Source organism: Lysinibacillus sp. ACHW1.5 (assembly GCF_022014815.1).
GTDB classification, from domain to species: Bacteria; Bacillota; Bacilli; order Bacillales_A; family Planococcaceae; genus Lysinibacillus; species Lysinibacillus capsici.
In genome coordinates this window covers 1,794,395-1,810,314 of record NZ_CP091777.1, presented here as the reverse complement: position 1 = coordinate 1,810,314, position 15,920 = coordinate 1,794,395, and the positions used below count along the sequence as shown (strand labels likewise).

18 protein-coding genes are annotated in these 15,920 nt (G+C 40.0%); 3 read left to right on the top strand and 15 right to left on the bottom strand.

The features are described from left to right. Nucleotides 1-29: 29 nt before the first annotated feature. From L6W14_RS08585 to L6W14_RS08545, 9 genes are all read right to left on the bottom strand, one after another. The gene (locus L6W14_RS08585) at nucleotides 30-1,595 is read right to left on the bottom strand and encodes an amidohydrolase (protein ID WP_237900383.1); all 1,566 of its coding nucleotides are present in this window, start codon (nucleotides 1,593-1,595) and stop codon (nucleotides 30-32) included. A gap of 18 nt (nucleotides 1,596-1,613) precedes the next feature. Continuing rightward, nucleotides 1,614-2,165, bottom strand: coding sequence for a biotin transporter BioY (locus L6W14_RS08580; protein ID WP_004229030.1), 552 nt, complete (start codon nucleotides 2,163-2,165; stop codon nucleotides 1,614-1,616). Between the two features lie 141 nt (nucleotides 2,166-2,306). Continuing rightward, on the bottom strand, nucleotides 2,307-2,969 hold the full coding sequence (locus L6W14_RS08575) for a TIGR04104 family putative zinc finger protein (protein ID WP_237900381.1): 663 nt from the start codon (nucleotides 2,967-2,969) through the stop codon (nucleotides 2,307-2,309). Further along, nucleotides 2,956-3,474, bottom strand: a complete 519-nt coding sequence (locus L6W14_RS08570) for a sigma-70 family RNA polymerase sigma factor (protein ID WP_221683153.1) — start codon at nucleotides 3,472-3,474, stop codon at nucleotides 2,956-2,958. Before L6W14_RS08570 ends, L6W14_RS08575 begins: the two co-directional genes overlap by 14 nt. Nucleotides 3,475-3,577: 103 nt before the next feature. Beyond that, nucleotides 3,578-4,333, bottom strand: coding sequence for an ABC transporter ATP-binding protein (locus L6W14_RS08565; protein ID WP_237900380.1), 756 nt, complete (start codon nucleotides 4,331-4,333; stop codon nucleotides 3,578-3,580). Between the two features lie 5 nt (nucleotides 4,334-4,338). Then, nucleotides 4,339-6,657, bottom strand: a complete 2,319-nt coding sequence (locus tag L6W14_RS08560) for an ABC transporter permease (protein WP_237900378.1) — start codon at nucleotides 6,655-6,657, stop codon at nucleotides 4,339-4,341. A gap of 56 nt (nucleotides 6,658-6,713) precedes the next feature. Next, entirely contained in the window at nucleotides 6,714-7,364 is a 651-nt protein-coding gene (locus L6W14_RS08555; protein WP_237900376.1) for a TetR/AcrR family transcriptional regulator, read from the bottom strand. Between the two features lie 119 nt (nucleotides 7,365-7,483). Continuing rightward, nucleotides 7,484-7,705, bottom strand: coding sequence for a helix-turn-helix domain-containing protein (locus L6W14_RS08550; RefSeq protein ID WP_004229042.1), 222 nt, complete (start codon nucleotides 7,703-7,705; stop codon nucleotides 7,484-7,486). Between the two features lie 10 nt (nucleotides 7,706-7,715). Beyond that, nucleotides 7,716-8,186, bottom strand: coding sequence for a DUF2975 domain-containing protein (locus L6W14_RS08545; RefSeq protein ID WP_048390401.1), 471 nt, complete (start codon nucleotides 8,184-8,186; stop codon nucleotides 7,716-7,718). Between the two features lie 165 nt (nucleotides 8,187-8,351). Here L6W14_RS08545 and L6W14_RS08540 point away from each other — a divergent pair, with 165 nt between their 5' ends. Further along, nucleotides 8,352-8,900 (top strand): GNAT family N-acetyltransferase, encoded by a 549-nt coding sequence (locus tag L6W14_RS08540; protein ID WP_237900373.1) that lies wholly within the window; start codon nucleotides 8,352-8,354, stop codon nucleotides 8,898-8,900. Between the two features lie 51 nt (nucleotides 8,901-8,951). Here the strand turns inward: L6W14_RS08540 and L6W14_RS08535 are convergent, their stop codons facing one another. From L6W14_RS08535 to L6W14_RS08525, 3 genes are all read right to left on the bottom strand, one after another. Then, nucleotides 8,952-10,400 carry a tetratricopeptide repeat-containing diguanylate cyclase gene (locus L6W14_RS08535; RefSeq protein ID WP_237900372.1) on the bottom strand — a complete coding sequence of 483 codons (1,449 nt, stop codon included), beginning with the start codon at nucleotides 10,398-10,400 and terminating at the stop codon, nucleotides 8,952-8,954. Nucleotides 10,401-10,621: 221 nt separating this feature from the next. Continuing rightward, nucleotides 10,622-11,812 carry a hypothetical protein gene (locus tag L6W14_RS08530; protein ID WP_237900369.1) on the bottom strand — a complete coding sequence of 397 codons (1,191 nt, stop codon included), beginning with the start codon at nucleotides 11,810-11,812 and terminating at the stop codon, nucleotides 10,622-10,624. Continuing rightward, nucleotides 11,805-12,311, bottom strand: coding sequence for a sigma-70 family RNA polymerase sigma factor (locus L6W14_RS08525; protein ID WP_237900367.1), 507 nt, complete (start codon nucleotides 12,309-12,311; stop codon nucleotides 11,805-11,807). Before L6W14_RS08525 ends, L6W14_RS08530 begins: the two co-directional genes overlap by 8 nt. Before the next feature lie 124 nt (nucleotides 12,312-12,435). Here L6W14_RS08525 and L6W14_RS08520 point away from each other — a divergent pair, with 124 nt between their 5' ends. Beyond that, nucleotides 12,436-12,861 (top strand): MerR family transcriptional regulator, encoded by a 426-nt coding sequence (locus L6W14_RS08520; RefSeq protein WP_237900365.1) that lies wholly within the window; start codon nucleotides 12,436-12,438, stop codon nucleotides 12,859-12,861. Further along, nucleotides 12,862-13,215: a DUF4260 domain-containing protein gene (locus tag L6W14_RS08515; protein ID WP_237900363.1), complete on the top strand. Its 354-nt coding sequence runs from the start codon at nucleotides 12,862-12,864 to the stop codon at nucleotides 13,213-13,215. Nucleotides 13,216-13,488: 273 nt separating this feature from the next. Here the strand turns inward: L6W14_RS08515 and L6W14_RS08510 are convergent, their stop codons facing one another. From L6W14_RS08510 to L6W14_RS08500, 3 genes are all read right to left on the bottom strand, one after another. After that, nucleotides 13,489-15,264, bottom strand: a complete 1,776-nt coding sequence (locus L6W14_RS08510) for a cation:proton antiporter (RefSeq protein WP_237900361.1) — start codon at nucleotides 15,262-15,264, stop codon at nucleotides 13,489-13,491. A gap of 103 nt (nucleotides 15,265-15,367) precedes the next feature. Then, nucleotides 15,368-15,583 (bottom strand): hypothetical protein, encoded by a 216-nt coding sequence (locus L6W14_RS08505; RefSeq protein WP_237900359.1) that lies wholly within the window; start codon nucleotides 15,581-15,583, stop codon nucleotides 15,368-15,370. A 109-nt stretch (nucleotides 15,584-15,692) separates the two neighbouring features. After that, entirely contained in the window at nucleotides 15,693-15,914 is a 222-nt protein-coding gene (locus tag L6W14_RS08500) for a hypothetical protein (protein WP_221683140.1), read from the bottom strand. Nucleotides 15,915-15,920: the final 6 nt, after the last annotated feature.

Sequence of the window (15,920 nt, the reverse complement as noted above, 5' to 3'; positions counted from 1 at the left end):
TAAAAAAATCGCTGGGAAGGATAACCTTCTCAGCGATTTTCATATACTATCTGACCATTCACAACCGTACATGCGACTTGAATGTGTGGAAGCTGCTCCATCTCTACCGTAAAAACGTCCTCTTGTAAAATCGTAAAGTCTGCAGCAAAGCCTTCTGCAATTTTGCCACGCATCAATTGCTGTCCAATGATTTCAGACGCTCCTACTGTATACAAACGGACTGCCTCAAATCGGGAAATTTTCTCATGAGGGTTATAGCCATCATGTGTTTCCCCAAAATTTCTTCTAGTGACAGCCGCATAAATACCATGCAACGGGTTTGGCACTTCAATTGGCGCATCACTGCCGCCTGCGACAATCAGCCCTCTGTCAAGAAGCGACTTTAAAGGATGTAAGCCCTGTGCGCGCTCCTCTCCAAGTCTCGATAGCTCTGCTTGGTATTCTCCCTGTACAAACTGCGGCTGCATATCCACTGCCACTGGTAATGCAGCTAGCTTGGCTAATAGTTCCTCATCGACTAAGCTACAGTGAATTACGCGATCAAGCTGACCTTCCTGAGGAGGATATGCCGCAAAAACGTCTAAAATCGTGTCGATTGCTAAATCCCCAATGGCATGCACGGCAACGGTTTGTCCATATTGACGTGCCAGCTGAACATAGCTTGTTAATTGCTCAGTTGTATGAATAAGCATCCCTGCATTGTCCGAATCATCGCAGTAAGGCTGACGTAGTGCAGCCGTACGACCTCCAAAGGCTCCATCAATAAAAATTTTCATCGCCCCAAACTCCAAAAATGGTGAGGAAGCTAAATCCATCTTCGCAACCTCTTCAAAAACTGTATGATGCTGTAATACATGCACCTTAAAGGATTGCTGTGCCTCTACTATTTTGCGATAAGCCTGAATCGGCTGGCTTGGCGGTCCATAATAGCTTAAATCCTCTGAATGTCCCCCTACTAAACCATAGGATTGCAATGAGGTCACCGCCTTTGTCAGTGCATCCTCAATATACGCAGGTGTAATATGTGGCATCTGGTTAACAATTAAATACAAGGCAGCATCCTTTAGGATCCCTGTGAGCTGACCATCTACTTTGTCAATGACACCCCCCTCTGGCGAAGGAGTCCTATTTGTAATTCCTGCAAAAGCGAGTGCCTTAGAATTGGCTAAGATCAAATGATGACAGCTCCGTTTAATGATTAAATGAGCATCTCCAAGGGCATCTAGCTCTGCTAAGGTCGGGAAAATGGGCTCCTCAAATTGGTTTTCATTTAGTCCAATCGCAATGACCCATTCATGTGCTGACGCTTTAGCCATTCGCTCCTGAATTTTCACAAGTAATGCCTCTTTACTCGTAACCGCCGATACATCAAGATGCTTGAGCTTTTCTCCGTAGCCAATAATATGTAAATGACTGTCGACAAAGCCTGGATACATGATATTGCCCTCTAAATGTTGGATAGAAGCAGCTAGTGGCGACAAGCTCTCTACTGAGCCTGTCGCCACAATTTTTCCATCTTCAACAAGGACTGCATCCACTGTTTCACCAACCTGAGCCATCGTGTAAATCTTACCACCTGTCCATAATGTTGCCAAAACAATTCCTCCCATGTCCTATGCTATTGCTTCAATTAAGTGCGCTCTTTCTAAGCGACGTCGAACAATTACACCAATCCATGCTGCAAGTACCGCTTTGACAATACCCACCACGATAAATGGTGCAACACCACCCATAAAGGCAGCTGTCCATGTATAATCTGCTACAATTTTTAACCACACTGTCCCAAACGCTAATGTCACAATCATCCCAATGATATTCGCAATAATAGCTTGAGTAAATGTAATACCAAATTTATCTAAGTATAAGCCCATAATAATGGCTGTGGCAAGGAAGCCTACAATATATCCACCTGTTGGACCAACTAAAATTCCTAGTCCACCTGACATACCGCTAAATACAGGTAAACCTGCTGCCCCTAGTAAAATATATAATAGAACAGATAACGTGCCTAATCTTGTCCCTAAAATCGTCACGATAATTCCAACCGCTAGCGTTTGACCTGTAATCGGGATAAGTGGTAGTGGGATTGTTACCTGTGCTAAAACTGCGATTATTGCTGCCCCAAATGCTGCTAACACATATTGATATGTACTTCCTTTTTTCAATGTAAAAAGCCTCCCCTTGTGCGTTAACTAATAATAAAAATAAGTTAACACAAAGATAAAGCAAATGAAAACCATTGTCAATCTATTTTAGAATAAAAAAAGAAATTGCTAGATTAGCCTAGCAATTTCTTGCCAAAATCATTACCATAACGGTTCATTCATCGGATCTTTCTCTTGTAGCTTAAACACATATGGCGCAATTTGATAATGGTAGAAGAACATGCCCACTAAAAAGAAAATGAGACCGATAACAAAATGATGGAAAACATGTTGCAGCATAATCAGCAGCGGCACTGGCATCGTCATTACACCACTGATTTGCATGGATTTTTTTGTGCGGTATTGTTTTTGTCCACAATGAGGGCACACAATTTCACTATTTTTACGATATAATTTACGGGCATCCTTCTCAGACCAACTCTCCTCACATTCAATACAAACAGGTAAACCATACCCCTTTTTCAATAGATAGCGTTTGACAATAAATGTAGCGCCTATAAAAATGCTTAGTAAAATCATTCCTCTTACATAATCCGAAGCAAATAGTGACCACCAATGCCAATTATCGGACTGTAGGCTAGCCGCCTGATGGCCTGAACCCTGTTGCCCCTTCTGTTGTGTCAGGATATAGCTAAAACCGATAACAAAAATAGTAAAGGTTGCGAACACGATGCGATATGTCCATTGACCATCTGCTTTAAGTTGAACTTTTCGTCGTGCTTTCTCCGCGATTACCTGTTTGCGCTGCTGTGAGAGCTTGACATCTTGTAGCTCCTTTAATAGTTCCTCTTTAAATTGATTCATGGCGTAGCACCTCCCAATCAAAGTCACCCATTGCTGTTGCTAATTGTTTACGAGCTCGCTGTAATCTTGTGCGAATCGTTGCTTCCGGACAGTGTACAAGCTGTGCAATTTCCACTGTCGACATCTCCTCAAAATAATACAAAATCAAGACCTCTCGATAGGCAACTGATAAAGTAAACAGTGCCTCCACCAGCTCTTTTTTTACCGTTTTCTCTAGTATCTCCTTTTCAGGTGTCATAGCTGTTGTGCGCCCCGTGATCTTTTCAAACAATGTCAGTCGTTTACTTTTCCAACTTCGTAAATAATCGTGACTTCGATTAACCGTCATTTTCACTAAATATGTACGTAAGGATGCTTCCTGACGAAACTGTCCCTGCTTTTGATAAAAGGCGATGAACACATCCTGCACGATGTCCTCCGCCGTTGCCTTATTTTTTACATATAGATAGGCGACCTTTAGTAAGTAATCACCGTGCTCCTCGATTATCTGTTCAATAGCCATCATTGCCCTCACCTACTTTCTACACTACTGACGGTCGCCGTAACGAATGCGATTCATTTTATCAAAAAAAATCCGTAATTTTTAAATCATTACGGATTTCTTCAAGCTAAATACCTATTTTTTGCATAGTAGAGACAACTTTGACCATTCGATCGTCTAAATCGGCGCCTGTGAATCGAGGCAATCTCAATTCATTCACGATAGCACCATCAGACATAAAAAGGATACGCTCTGTTCTTGCGGCAATCTTTGGATCATGGGTCACAAGCATCACCGTAGTGCCTTCACTATTGATGGAGGCTAATAAATCCATGATTTCCTGAGCAGACGTTGAATTCAATGCGCCTGTTGGTTCATCTCCAAAGATCACTTGCGGGTTGCTAATCAAGGCCCGGCAGATGCCTGCCCGTTGAAGCTGCCCACCAGACACTTGTGTAATATCTCGCTTTGCCAAGTCTGCAATCCCCATTTTGCTCATGATCTGTAGTGCCCTTTCTGTCAAGGCCCTGACATTTTTTCGCTCATCACGCATCACAGGTAACAGGATATTATCGAGGATATTTAAGCTTTTTAGAAAGGTCGGCTGCTGAAAGACAAAGCCCATTTTCGTTCTACGCAAATCAGCCAGTTCTTTGTCACTTAATGTCGTTAAGTCCATTCCATCAAAGATGACCTGACCTTGATCAACACTGTCCATCCCGCTAAGGGCATACAACAGTGTCGATTTACCACAGCCTGATGGGCCCATGATGGCAATAAACTCCCCTTGATTGATGGCAACTGATACATCCAGTAAAACGGGATGCTGTTCTTTGCCTACCTGAAACGTCTTTGCTATTTGCTCACCACTTACGATATTCATAGGTTCTACTCCTTTATATGCTCAATAATTTTTACCTGCCCTGCCCTTGACGTACCAAATAGCGTGGCTAGCAGTACAACGCTTGTAAGCGCTAGTGGGCAAAAAACATACGCTGCTAGTGGATTAATCATAAAATCAAACGAAGCCGCCCCGAATGAGGCAATGACCGTACTAGTTAAATATTCACCTAACGTGTTTGCGAGCAACGTCCCCATCGAGATAGCAAGCAGTAATACAAAAATCGAACGTGCAGCATATTGTGTAGCTATATCGACATTCGTGAATCCCAATGCCTTCATGATAGCGATGGGCGCTTGATCCTTCGCAATCAGCATATTCATAAATAATAATGTCACGAGCACACACAGCAATAAGGCAATGACGAGTGCTGCACGAGCTGCCTTTTCGATGGCATGAATCGTCGTACCAAAAGTTTGATAAATATAATCATCAATACCTGACACTTTGGCAAATGAGAAGGTTTTTGCATATTCCGCCCTTTTATCTGCAACAAGAGATGGATCTGCCATCGTACTATAGACGACACTCCACATGCTATCCGTAGAATGGTCAGAGAAAGCTGCCTTCGCAGTCTTGCCTCCATTGGTAATATCTGAATAAATACCGCTAATCCTCAAATTTTTCTTCTGTCCATTAATGACCACTGCTAAACTATCGCCAACCTTTTTTTGAAGCTCCTCTGCATTGAGCACCGAAAGTGCCACTTCATTAGGAGCAACTGGAGCCTCTCCGTGTGCATATTCTAAGGGGAAAATCGTATGGTCACCCAGTTCTATTTTTAGGTTTTGCGCTGTTCCGTCCTGGGCAATCGTTGTGAATTTTTTTGTTGTCAAAACAGTGTAATTCTTAATGGCTGTATCATGCTCAAGCCTATCCATCACCGCTGCCACCTGTTGTTCATTTTGCTTGCCTTGTGGGATATCAATTCGGATGTCACTGTTCCCAATACCCATATACGTAATAAAGCTTTTAGCTGCAATTGTATTGTGTAAGTTTTGAGGGACGATGATAATAAATGTTGCCAATACTAATACTGCAAGCATTGTCGCATAAAGTGTTTTTCGTGATAGCACATCCTTTATGCCAAGGAAAAGATTAATCGGTAGCCTTTTATTGGCGCTGAGGTTCAATAATTTTGCATGTTGCCCTTTTCCTTGCATTGTGCCAAAGCGCAGAGCCTGCGTGGCTGATAGCTTGCGAAACTGTTTCAGTACCGATTGTACATAGCCCATAATCACGATAAACACGAGTAACAACCCCAGACCTGTGAACAACCAAATGAGTGAAACATTGTCCGTTTCTCCCATGAACAGACGGATATTTTCTAATAGAATATCTCGAAGGAAGAAGGAACAGGCAAAACCGAGCATACAACCAATCACAGCTATAACGCCATATTTGGCTAGATACATTTTCTGAATATCTGTCACTCGTAGGCCAATTGCTTTCATCACACCGATTTCTCGAGTATCCTCTTCAATTTTAGTGAGCAATGTAAATCGAATACACATAAACGCAATAGCGACTACAAGGACACTGATGAGCAAGATAACAGCAATCATAAGCCCATCTGATATGGCATTCAGCATTTGAAAAAGCTTATAGGTAATGGTTGGTCCATTTGCTTCTAACCCTGCACTTGTATAGGCTTCTTCAAAATTCTTTAAATCCGCCAAATTTTTCAAACGAAACTCAATTAAATATTCAACTGTTCCCGCTTCCTGGATTGCTGCATAATCTTGTTCACTGACAAGAAAGCGTTTGGAGGAAGTCAGCATTGAGTTCATCTGTGAATCCCTTAGAAATCCTGCTATTGTAAAGGTTTGATCATGAACGATGACAGTATCCCCCAAGTCGGCAATGCCGTCTTTCCAATAGCTTACAGGTACATAAATATCACCATTTGCCACTTCAATCACATGACCATCAAGATCAAGTAAATAATCAAATTTCTCACTTTGTGTGCTGAAACCATTGTCCTGCACACTATGTGCCAATGTGGTACCCGCAATATGGATCTTCGAGCCCTCCACATTTAGAAATTCATTCATTTGATATTCATCTACATATTTATTTTGCTCTGCAAATTCAGTAAGCCGCACTTGATCGATTTCCCCTGCATGCATCTGAAGAAAATGAGACGTTTCTGCTTGTTTCATCAGTGTGTCAATTGCGCTTGTCAAATGGACCATAAGTACTGCTGATAGTGTGGCAAGTAAAGCTGCTACCGCCACAAATAGCATGGTCATACCTGTAATTAGCTTGCTATTTGCCATATCATTTCGCACAATTTTCCAATACATAAGTCACCTCTTTGTATATTGTTTACCGCTATAAACCTAACAAGACCTAAAAAAACTTAGTTCGTAGTGCCTTCTTCTTTATTTCCAAACATTTGCATCATATACAATAAGCTACCACTTTCCACCCCTAGCATTCGTTCAATATTAAAAATCAATGCCGGAATACGGGCAGCTCTTTCCTCATCTGTTATCAAGACGAGATCATCATCGAATACCGTATTGGTATAAGCGATAATCATTTCCATACACTCATAGGGATAAGGCGTTTGGTAAATACCTTGCTCAATGCCCTCACGAATAATGGCGGTAAGGATTGGTGGCACTTGATTGATGATCACTTGCTGTATTTTGCGGTGCATCAAAGCATTTTGCGGTCTATGAACATGCTCCATCACTTCCTGTCCACCCTGTTCATTTTGCATATTCAATGCCATGACAACGCGCAATATCCGCTCATTTACAGCTATAGTCTTGTCTGCCGCAACGGTTTTCGCCTTTGCTAGCATCGTGCTTGTATAACGCTCAATGAGCGCATCCATAATATCTTCCTTAGATTTAAAATGATAATAGAGTGTCCCTCGAGCAATGCCTACTTTTTCCAATATATTACTCGTACTCGTGCCATCAAATCCCTTCTGTGCAAATAATTCATCCGCTGCATCTAATATTTCATTTCTGCGTTCTTCCGCTTTTTTTATTTCCCTCATAAGACAACTCCTTATAATTGACCGACTGCCTGTCGATACCTCTTTTCTTTATCCTAGCATAGGACGACTTATATTGGCAATAATTTCTACAAAAAAAAGAATCTGCTTTATGCAGATCCTTATTTTTGTAGTTCCTCGTTCTTCCGATATTCTAAAATATCGCCAGGCTGACAATCCAATGCCTCACAAATAGCCTCTAATGTTGAAAAGCGGATGGCTTTGGCCTTGCCGTTTTTTAATATCGAAAGATTCGCCATCGTGATGCCAACTTTTTCTGAAAGCTCTGTTACACTCATTTTTCGTTTCGCCAGCATTACATCAATGTTAATGATCATTGCCATAGTATTCACCTCAAACCGTTAGATCATTTTCTGATTTGATATCGATGGCATTTTTTAGAAGCTTTTGCAGCACAGCAGCAAAGACTGCCACGACAAAGGAAGCAAAAATAATGACCATTCCGATAAGGATAAGACCTGGGGCATCGTCTACTTCCGCAGCATAGTATATCAGTGGCATGCCAACCACGTAAACACTACTAATAATAATTGCACAATATTTGATCTTGATTAAAGCTTTGACAGACAGCTCTGAAAATGCAATGTTTTGGTCAATATAGCTTAATAGTTTGATCGTCGTAAATAGCGCAACAAAATAAGCAATAGCCGTTGCATAGACGCCGATTAATGCAACAATGGTTAAAATGGGAGAATGCTCCACTGTATTCAAAGCAACACGAGGCACCACCCATACACATAAGGCAAGAACGGGTATACCTATTAGAAAAACAGCTATCTTTAAAAAGAGCGTTTCTCGTTTCATCTTACGCACCTCTTTTATTTATTCTCCTGTTTAATTTATCATATAATTTATCGTTTTTCAATAAATTTTTATTCCAATTCAAGATGCGATTTAAAACCCATTATTTGGTTTACTTTACTTTTTATTGTGCTATAATCAATCCAACCAATGATAAGGGGGTATTCGATGATTTATTCACCAACCGAAAAGACGATAGAAACGCCACGCTTAATACTTCGACTTTTTACACAAGCAGATGCACAGGAAGTAAGTGTTTTATGTAACAATTATGCGATCTATAAAAGCACATTGAGTTTACCTTATCCTTATACTTTAGAATGTGCATTATCATGGATTTCCACGCATCAACAAAACTTTGAGGAAAATCGAAGTTACGAATTTGCGATAACAGACAAACAAAGTGGACAATTATATGGAGCGATAGGACTGTCAAATCAATCCCAACATCAAAGAGGAGAAATCGCTTATTGGATTGGAGAGCCCTATTGGGGTAATGGCTACGGAACAGAAGCTGCTCAAGCGATGATTGAATTTGCCTTTCAGGAGAAACAGTATCATCGTATTTATGCCCGGTATTTCCAATCTAATCCTGCATCTGGGAAAATTATGGAGAAATGTGGCATGCACTATGAGGGAACATTAAAGAATCATATTTATAAAAACGGTACTTTTGAAGATATTGTGTTTTATGGCTTGCTTAATCCATCACACTAGCAACACGTTTACGAAAGAGGCACTTCCCACGTAGATATGCCTCTCTCTCTTTTAAATACCATTTCCCACATCGCAATAATGATTATAGTGCGTAATTTGGTTGCGGCCGTTACGCTTTGATTTATAGAGCGCTTCATCCGCATGCTGGATAAGCTCTTCTACTTTCTGAATTTTGCCATGATCATTCGTACTGACACCAATACTAAATTCCAACTGAACAGTTTGATTATTCACTGTCAGTGACAGTGCCGTTAAGGTTTGATACAGGTTGTCAGCCAATGTTTGCACTGATTCTCCCTCCTTTACTTGACTCAACACAATGAATTCATCCCCCCCAAAACGGGCAACAATAGACTCAAAGGGCTGAAAATAGTCCTGTAAAGTTTTGGCTGTATTCGTCAAAGCATCATCGCCAAATAAATGGCCATTCATGTCATTGATTTCTTTAAAATGGTCTAAATCCACCATCATCAGGGCCAATTGCTGATGATTTTCAGTCGCCTTTTCGACCATCTTTTTGGCCTGTTCATCAAAATAGCGACGATTGTAAATATTCGTCAGAGGATCAATATAGGCATTTTTTTCAAACTGCTTCTTATGATCGTTATATTCCATTTCAAACAATACATGTGAATAGTTTTCACGCTGGATTTCTAACAAAATATTAATATATTCCTTTTGTATCGCACACAATACAATTTTATTGCCTTGCTCCTCTATTAGCTTCACTAAAGAATTATAGATTAGTTGAAGTAGAGAAAGGTCATTGTTTTGTAAAGCATAATGCTTTGTCTTTTGATATAAATCTATGGCCTCACTTATACGTCCCTGTCTTTCACACAGGAAGGCATAGGCATTAAGGACCTCAAGTTGTACTTTCGAATAGGGTGGAAGATGAATCGTTGCCATTAATTCTTGTAATATCGTATTGGCTTCTTCAAACTCTTCAAGCCAAATAAGTGCAACAGCTAGGTTTGTCTTCGGATGGATAATCCCTGTATAAGGCTCTTTATGCTTCATTTCAAACGCATTCGCATAATATAAACTCTTTAAGGCAAATTCCTTAGCTGTCCGATAGCTTCCCATGGATATTTCTAAGTCGCTTAGATTGTTATAGATTTTCCCCATGCTCTCCACGTGCTGGATTGTTTCAGCAATTTTTAAGCCTTTCAACATCAACTCTTCTGATTTCTTTAAATGACCAAATGTTCCCCAATAAATGGCTGCTAAATTGTAATATTGAATTAGATCAATATCATTGCCATGTTGAAAGGTTAACTCACGATATTGTTCAAGGACACTTATAGAAAGCTGTAAATCACCCGTTTGAAAATAACTGGCACAGCTATAACGTAATAGAAGGATAGCCTTATCATACATTTCAAGCTTAATGGCACTTTCAATTGCGGCACTACTTATTTCTATATATTCTAAAAAACGATCCGCATTATATAACTCATTAAGCGTAATCCATAGTTCTTCAAATTCTTGTGCGTTCATACCGCCCCTCCTTTTCTTCATCCTTACTTCTTTAATACTACCTTCGACCTTAAAATATTACAATTCTTTAGACTCATTTATTTTTTTGACATTAAGTAATTCAGCCTAATAAAGAAAATCACTGTGTATTTTTTCCTACATTCAATTAAAGGTTATTTTAACATGGTACTTTCACTATAATTTTCCCCTAAACAAAAAACAAGCCTCTTTCAAGAGACTTGTTAAGATTGTTCTATGCCTAGGATGGCTATTAATGCCTTCGCTCTGTTGGCACTAAGGTGAATTTCTCCACTATCAGCCTTTTGGAGATAAATTGAACCGCCATAGCCCTTCCACATTTCAATACGGACGCCTTCTACTTCAAATGAATATTCGGGTGGTCTTTTCATATAATTTGCGGGCTGCCAAGGGATATCCTGTAAAAATTGAGCGACCTCTTTGTCATTTTCTAGCTCAAGCTTTTGAGTAATGGTTGGCTCTAGTTTTTCCAGTTTAGATAATAAACCATATTTTCTTACGACCCCGTTTTCCTCCGTACTGCCTGTTCCCATAGAAGTTAACGTAATATAATCCCCCTGCTTGACAGGAAAATCATCCAGCACAGGATACCAATCGGCCTGTTCATATTTTTCAGCAAGCTGTTCTTCTGCCATATGGTCAAGGTCCTCAGGAATCACCCCTTCAATAAATAAGAAAACATTCGCTTCAACCTTTGCAACTGTTCCGACCATTGAAGAGCCATGTGAACTGGTCCGTAATACGATGTTTTGCTCCTCTTGAAAGGCTGTTGCCTGCTCAGTATAATGCGCTTGGAAATAGCGTTTGGCATCAATATTGGCTACTTCTTGGTAAGCATAAAAAGTTGGATATTTTTCTTTATAGAAGGCATATAGCTTTGTTCGAGTTGTATACATCGGCAGAAGGGGCTCAAGATAAGTTTCAACATACTGTTTCGGTGCTAATCCCTGAAATAGTGCTTCGTATTCAGATGCTTGTTCAAGCATTTCCAACTGTTCTACCTGCTTCTTTCTCTCCACCTCTAGCTCTGCCTTTGAATAATCAATTCCTAAATATTTCGCAAAATAGTAGGCGGCAACGAGCTTCTCATACGATAGATAGGCTTCCTCTTTATAAAATTCCTGCTCTTTCCCTGGCCACATTAGCCGATTAATACGTTCGAAATGCTCAAGCTGTCTTTCATGAAATAGTGAGGTTGTTTGCTCTGTTTCGTTCGTAAGAAGCTGCACCATCATAAACCCCACCACACAAAGTGTCAGTACGACGGTTAAAAGGGTGAAACGAAAAGGCCTCCTTCTATTGATAGACTGTTGTAGTACATGTTTTTTGACTCTTTCTTTGCTTGCTGTCATATCACCAGCAACTTTGAGTAATTCCTTCTGTATCTCATTCATGTCTAAGCACCTCCCATTCCTCCTGCTTCAGATGAGGCTTTAATGCTTCTCTTGCCCGCTTCAGTCTTGTTTTCACCGTATTCTCTGCAATGCCAAGTAGCTGGGCAATATCACGAATCTTCATTTCTTCAAAATAATAAAGGATAATGGGTTCCCGATAGGTAAGTGAAAGCTTTAAAATAGCTGCCCCAATGTGGGACCTTTCCTCTGCTGCCACGAGCTCATCTCGTTGTTTATTCCCCTGAACAGGAAATATTTTTTCTTGTAATAGTAATTTCTTATAATGCCAGCTTTTTAAATAATCCTTGCTTTGATTAATCGTTAGAGTGGATAAATACGCGCGCAACTGCCCGCGTTCTTCATAACCACGCTGAGAAAATTTAATAAAGACCTCTTGCACAATATCCTCTGCGGTTTGTCGGTTTTTCACATAAAAATAGGCGAGACGTAATAAATGTACTGCATGTTCTTCGATTATTTCCTCAAGTATGCCGTCCACCTCCCCTTCTTACACTATAAACGACTGCCACTAAATGACCGTTTCATTTTTTTAAATTTTTTTCCTCAAGCACCTTGACCTTGGAGCATACTCCAATGTTAGGATGAATTTAGGAGGTACTTACATGAAAATTAAACAATTCGCTGAGAAATTTCAATTAACAACTGATACAATTCGCTACTATGAAAAAGAGGGACTCTTACAGCCGCAAAAACAAGACAATGGCTACCGTGTGTATGATGCCATGTGTGAACATACAATGAAGTTTATTATCGTTTTACGTCAGCTAGGCTTTTCGCTCCAAGAAATTAAACATTTACTGACACTCGAACAAAAGCCTATTTCAACAGCATGTAATGAAGAAACGGTAGAGCTATTTTCCACAAAGATTGCCCAGATTGAGCAGCAACTACGCTTCTATCAGCATGCGCTTCATTCATTACAACTGACAAAAACGTTAATGGCTGACGGACAATTTGAAGAAAATCAAGAAAAAATTGCCTTACTCATTGAGGATATGTATCAAAATTTACTGGAAGGTCGTGGTTAAATGTCACTACGTAAAATCATCTCAATCGAATATATCCTGGCTTTCATCATCACAGCTTCTTTCTATGGTCATCTAAATTTTCCATGGCTTTATTTTATTGTGTTTTTATTGCTCCCAGACATCACAATGGTCGGCTATCTCATCAATACAAAAATAGGCGCTCTTTTCTATAACATGGGGCATAGCTTTGTGCTACCTGCCATATTGATGGTGATTGGTTTACTAACGACTACATCAATACCTCTGATGGCTGCCCTGATTTGGCTCGCACATATTTTCTTAGATCGCGCACTTGGCTATGGTTTAAAATATGATGACGCTTTTAAGAAGACACATTTACAGCAGATTGCGTAATGAGGAGGAAAGTATGGCTAGTCATTTAACACTGCAATTTTTAGTAGAAAGGGTTTAGAAAAACCTCCTAATTAAATGCTCTCTTGGGGTGGGATTACCATTATTTATCATTGGAATATGGAGTTGCTCTCTTTAAGCTAGCTGTTCTTGCATTGTATGAAACAGGCAGAACACTAATTGCTAGTGTGTCGCAAGCATGGCCATTTTCAGTCAACTAGTCTCCTTTCCCTTGCATCAAAAAACCAGCCGCCCTGCACAAACAGGTGGCTGGTTTTAGCGAATTAAACTAATAATAGTATGTGGTTCATGTTTTATATCGTCATATTTATTGACCATATCCAACACGATAGCTCCATCCTGTGTTATAGCATACACCAAGACGGCATGAGGATTTTGTTCTACATAATCCTTCCATGTAAATACTTCTGTAATTTTCGTTTGACGAAGTTGTGCACCTTTCTCTATCAGTTCATTGAGCTGATGAATATCATGCTGTGCATCGACAAGAAGCTGTCCCCCGTACTTTCTTGAGTAATTTTTGGGGTCTGTAGAATGTAAAGCCGTTTGAAAAATATTGGGACGCCCTAATTCTGGAACAAAGTCTGCACAAACAAGGACATTATAGGCGTCCTGCTTGGTCGCTACAATTAGTTGATCATAGGGGGTTAAATCAACATAAAACTCTGTATGCTCGCTTAGAATATCACCTGTTTCCGTCTTAATACCATTTTGTCGAGCAGCAGATAAATCTTCCCATGCACGATCCATCATCAACACATCAATTCCGTTATTTTGCAGGGACGTTGCGAGCTCTGTTGTAAATGGAGAAGCGCCTACAATTACAATACCTTTCCCCGTGGAAGCTTGTAGATCTAATTTTTTAGCAAGCCAGCCAATGCTAAAGCCATGGGCAACCACTGTCGCAAAAACAAGTGCTAATGTGAGCGCTGTTAATAATTGTGCACTTTGAAAACCTACGTCCTGTAGTGCCGTTGTAAAGTAACCTGAAACGGTTAATGCCACAATCCCTCTCGGTGCAATCCACCCAATTAAGGCCCGTTCTTCCAATGTTAAGCCCGTATTAATGGTCGCAATCCAAATCGATAACGGTCGAACAATAAACATCATTGCAAGCACGAATAGTAGCATACGCCAATCAACGATTTGCCATAACGTATCAATGGTTAAAGACGACGTCAGCATAATAAAGACACTTGAAATTAAAATAACGGAAATATTTTCTTTAAAATGCAACAGCTCATGATGACTTGTTAAGTGCATATTTGCCATCACAAGCCCCATCACTGTCACAGCCAATAAGCCCGTTTCGTGCATGATGGCATCGCTTAGGGCAAAAACAAGTAAAATAGTAGCGAGCAACAAAGGTGATTTCAAAAATTCGGGAATCAAACCACGCTCCAAGCATTGGCCCATTACATATCCGACGACCCCTCCTAGCAGGGCGGCTAAAAAGGCGGAAACAAAGAAAACGGTAAGAGATGTCCCACCTTCTAAATGATATATACCCAAAACGACCTGATACGCAAATAGCGCTAACAATGCGCCAAAAGGATCTACAACGATGCCTTCCCACTTTAAGATAGCTGCTGGTCGCTCCTTCAATTTTGCTTGTCTCAATAAAGGCAAAATAACGGTTGGACCTGTCACAATAAATAATCCACCAATGACAAAAGAGACTGGCCATGATAGCCCCGCAACAAAATGGGCTGCAGTAGAGCCTGCAATCCAAGCGATGGCTGCCCCTACTGTGGAAATACGTAATATAGACTTCTTAAAGCCACGTATTTCTCGAAAATCAAGGCTTAAACTTCCTTCAAATAATATAACGGCAACTGCCAGAGAAATAATGGTATGAAAAATAGGGCCAAATGTCTCTTTTGGAGACACTAACCCTGTAAACGGACCAATAATAAGCCCAGCGATACTCATAATGACAATAGCAGGCATGCGAAAACGCCATGCTAACCACTGCGAAAACAAACCGATAAAAATAATAAAAGGTAACTGAAATAGTAAATTATCAAACATATGTACCACCTACAATATCCTAGGATATATGTATATTCCCTCATTTTAGAATGACTAAACCTGTTACCTTACATTATGTACGTATTGTGCCAAAATTATTACTTTACCTCATCATGATCATGAACGTAACCACATTATAAAGCGCTGGTGCAACCAGAGCGAAAGCTAAACACACCACTGCTGCCCATTTTGTGTTCTTCATATCACGGTCATCGCCTGTCTTTAGATGGTGAAAATAAGTTAATGTGAAATAAAAGCATAAAATCATAAACAAGGGGAAAATAAGTTGTTGAGCAAAGCCATGTAGAAATGTAGCCATTGATGAAACCTCCTATTAGTATCCTCTTTATATAAATACTGTATTCTACGAACTATAATTCTACCATAAAAAAAGCAGGATCCTCCACTCTGATCCTGCTCCTACCTATTTAGATGAATCTTTTTAACAATGATTCATAGAGACCCACCATTAACAATCCAATTACTATTGGAATGAGGGATGTAAAACTGAAATAAAAGCCTACATCCTGATATTGTCCCGTAAAGTGAAATTGTAGCCAAGACACCTCATAGGTTTCCCCTACCCCATACAAGAAAATAGTGGTAAATAAAAATAATGCCAGACATTTTAGTCCTTGCGCTTTTTTCATAGTATC

Coding starts and splice junctions, on each gene's coding strand:
- L6W14_RS08550 (WP_004229042.1), bottom strand. CDS start 7,705: ATGGCAATGATCATTAACATTGATGTAATGCTGGCGAAACGAAAAATG.
- L6W14_RS08560 (WP_237900378.1), bottom strand. CDS start 6,657: ATGTATTGGAAAATTGTGCGAAATGATATGGCAAATAGCAAGCTAATT.
- L6W14_RS08535 (WP_237900372.1), bottom strand. CDS start 10,400: ATGAACGCACAAGAATTTGAAGAACTATGGATTACGCTTAATGAGTTA.
- L6W14_RS08545 (WP_048390401.1), bottom strand. CDS start 8,186: ATGAAACGAGAAACGCTCTTTTTAAAGATAGCTGTTTTTCTAATAGGT.
- L6W14_RS08565 (WP_237900380.1), bottom strand. CDS start 4,333: ATGAATATCGTAAGTGGTGAGCAAATAGCAAAGACGTTTCAGGTAGGC.
- L6W14_RS08505 (WP_237900359.1), bottom strand. CDS start 15,583: ATGGCTACATTTCTACATGGCTTTGCTCAACAACTTATTTTCCCCTTG.
- L6W14_RS08530 (WP_237900369.1), bottom strand. CDS start 11,812: ATGAATGAGATACAGAAGGAATTACTCAAAGTTGCTGGTGATATGACA.
- L6W14_RS08500 (WP_221683140.1), bottom strand. CDS start 15,914: ATGAAAAAAGCGCAAGGACTAAAATGTCTGGCATTATTTTTATTTACC.
- L6W14_RS08570 (WP_221683153.1), bottom strand. CDS start 3,474: ATGATGGCTATTGAACAGATAATCGAGGAGCACGGTGATTACTTACTA.
- L6W14_RS08540 (WP_237900373.1), top strand. CDS start 8,352: ATGATTTATTCACCAACCGAAAAGACGATAGAAACGCCACGCTTAATA.
- L6W14_RS08555 (WP_237900376.1), bottom strand. CDS start 7,364: ATGAGGGAAATAAAAAAAGCGGAAGAACGCAGAAATGAAATATTAGAT.
- L6W14_RS08520 (WP_237900365.1), top strand. CDS start 12,436: ATGAAAATTAAACAATTCGCTGAGAAATTTCAATTAACAACTGATACA.
- L6W14_RS08510 (WP_237900361.1), bottom strand. CDS start 15,264: ATGTTTGATAATTTACTATTTCAGTTACCTTTTATTATTTTTATCGGT.
- L6W14_RS08515 (WP_237900363.1), top strand. CDS start 12,862: ATGTCACTACGTAAAATCATCTCAATCGAATATATCCTGGCTTTCATC.
- L6W14_RS08575 (WP_237900381.1), bottom strand. CDS start 2,969: ATGAATCAATTTAAAGAGGAACTATTAAAGGAGCTACAAGATGTCAAG.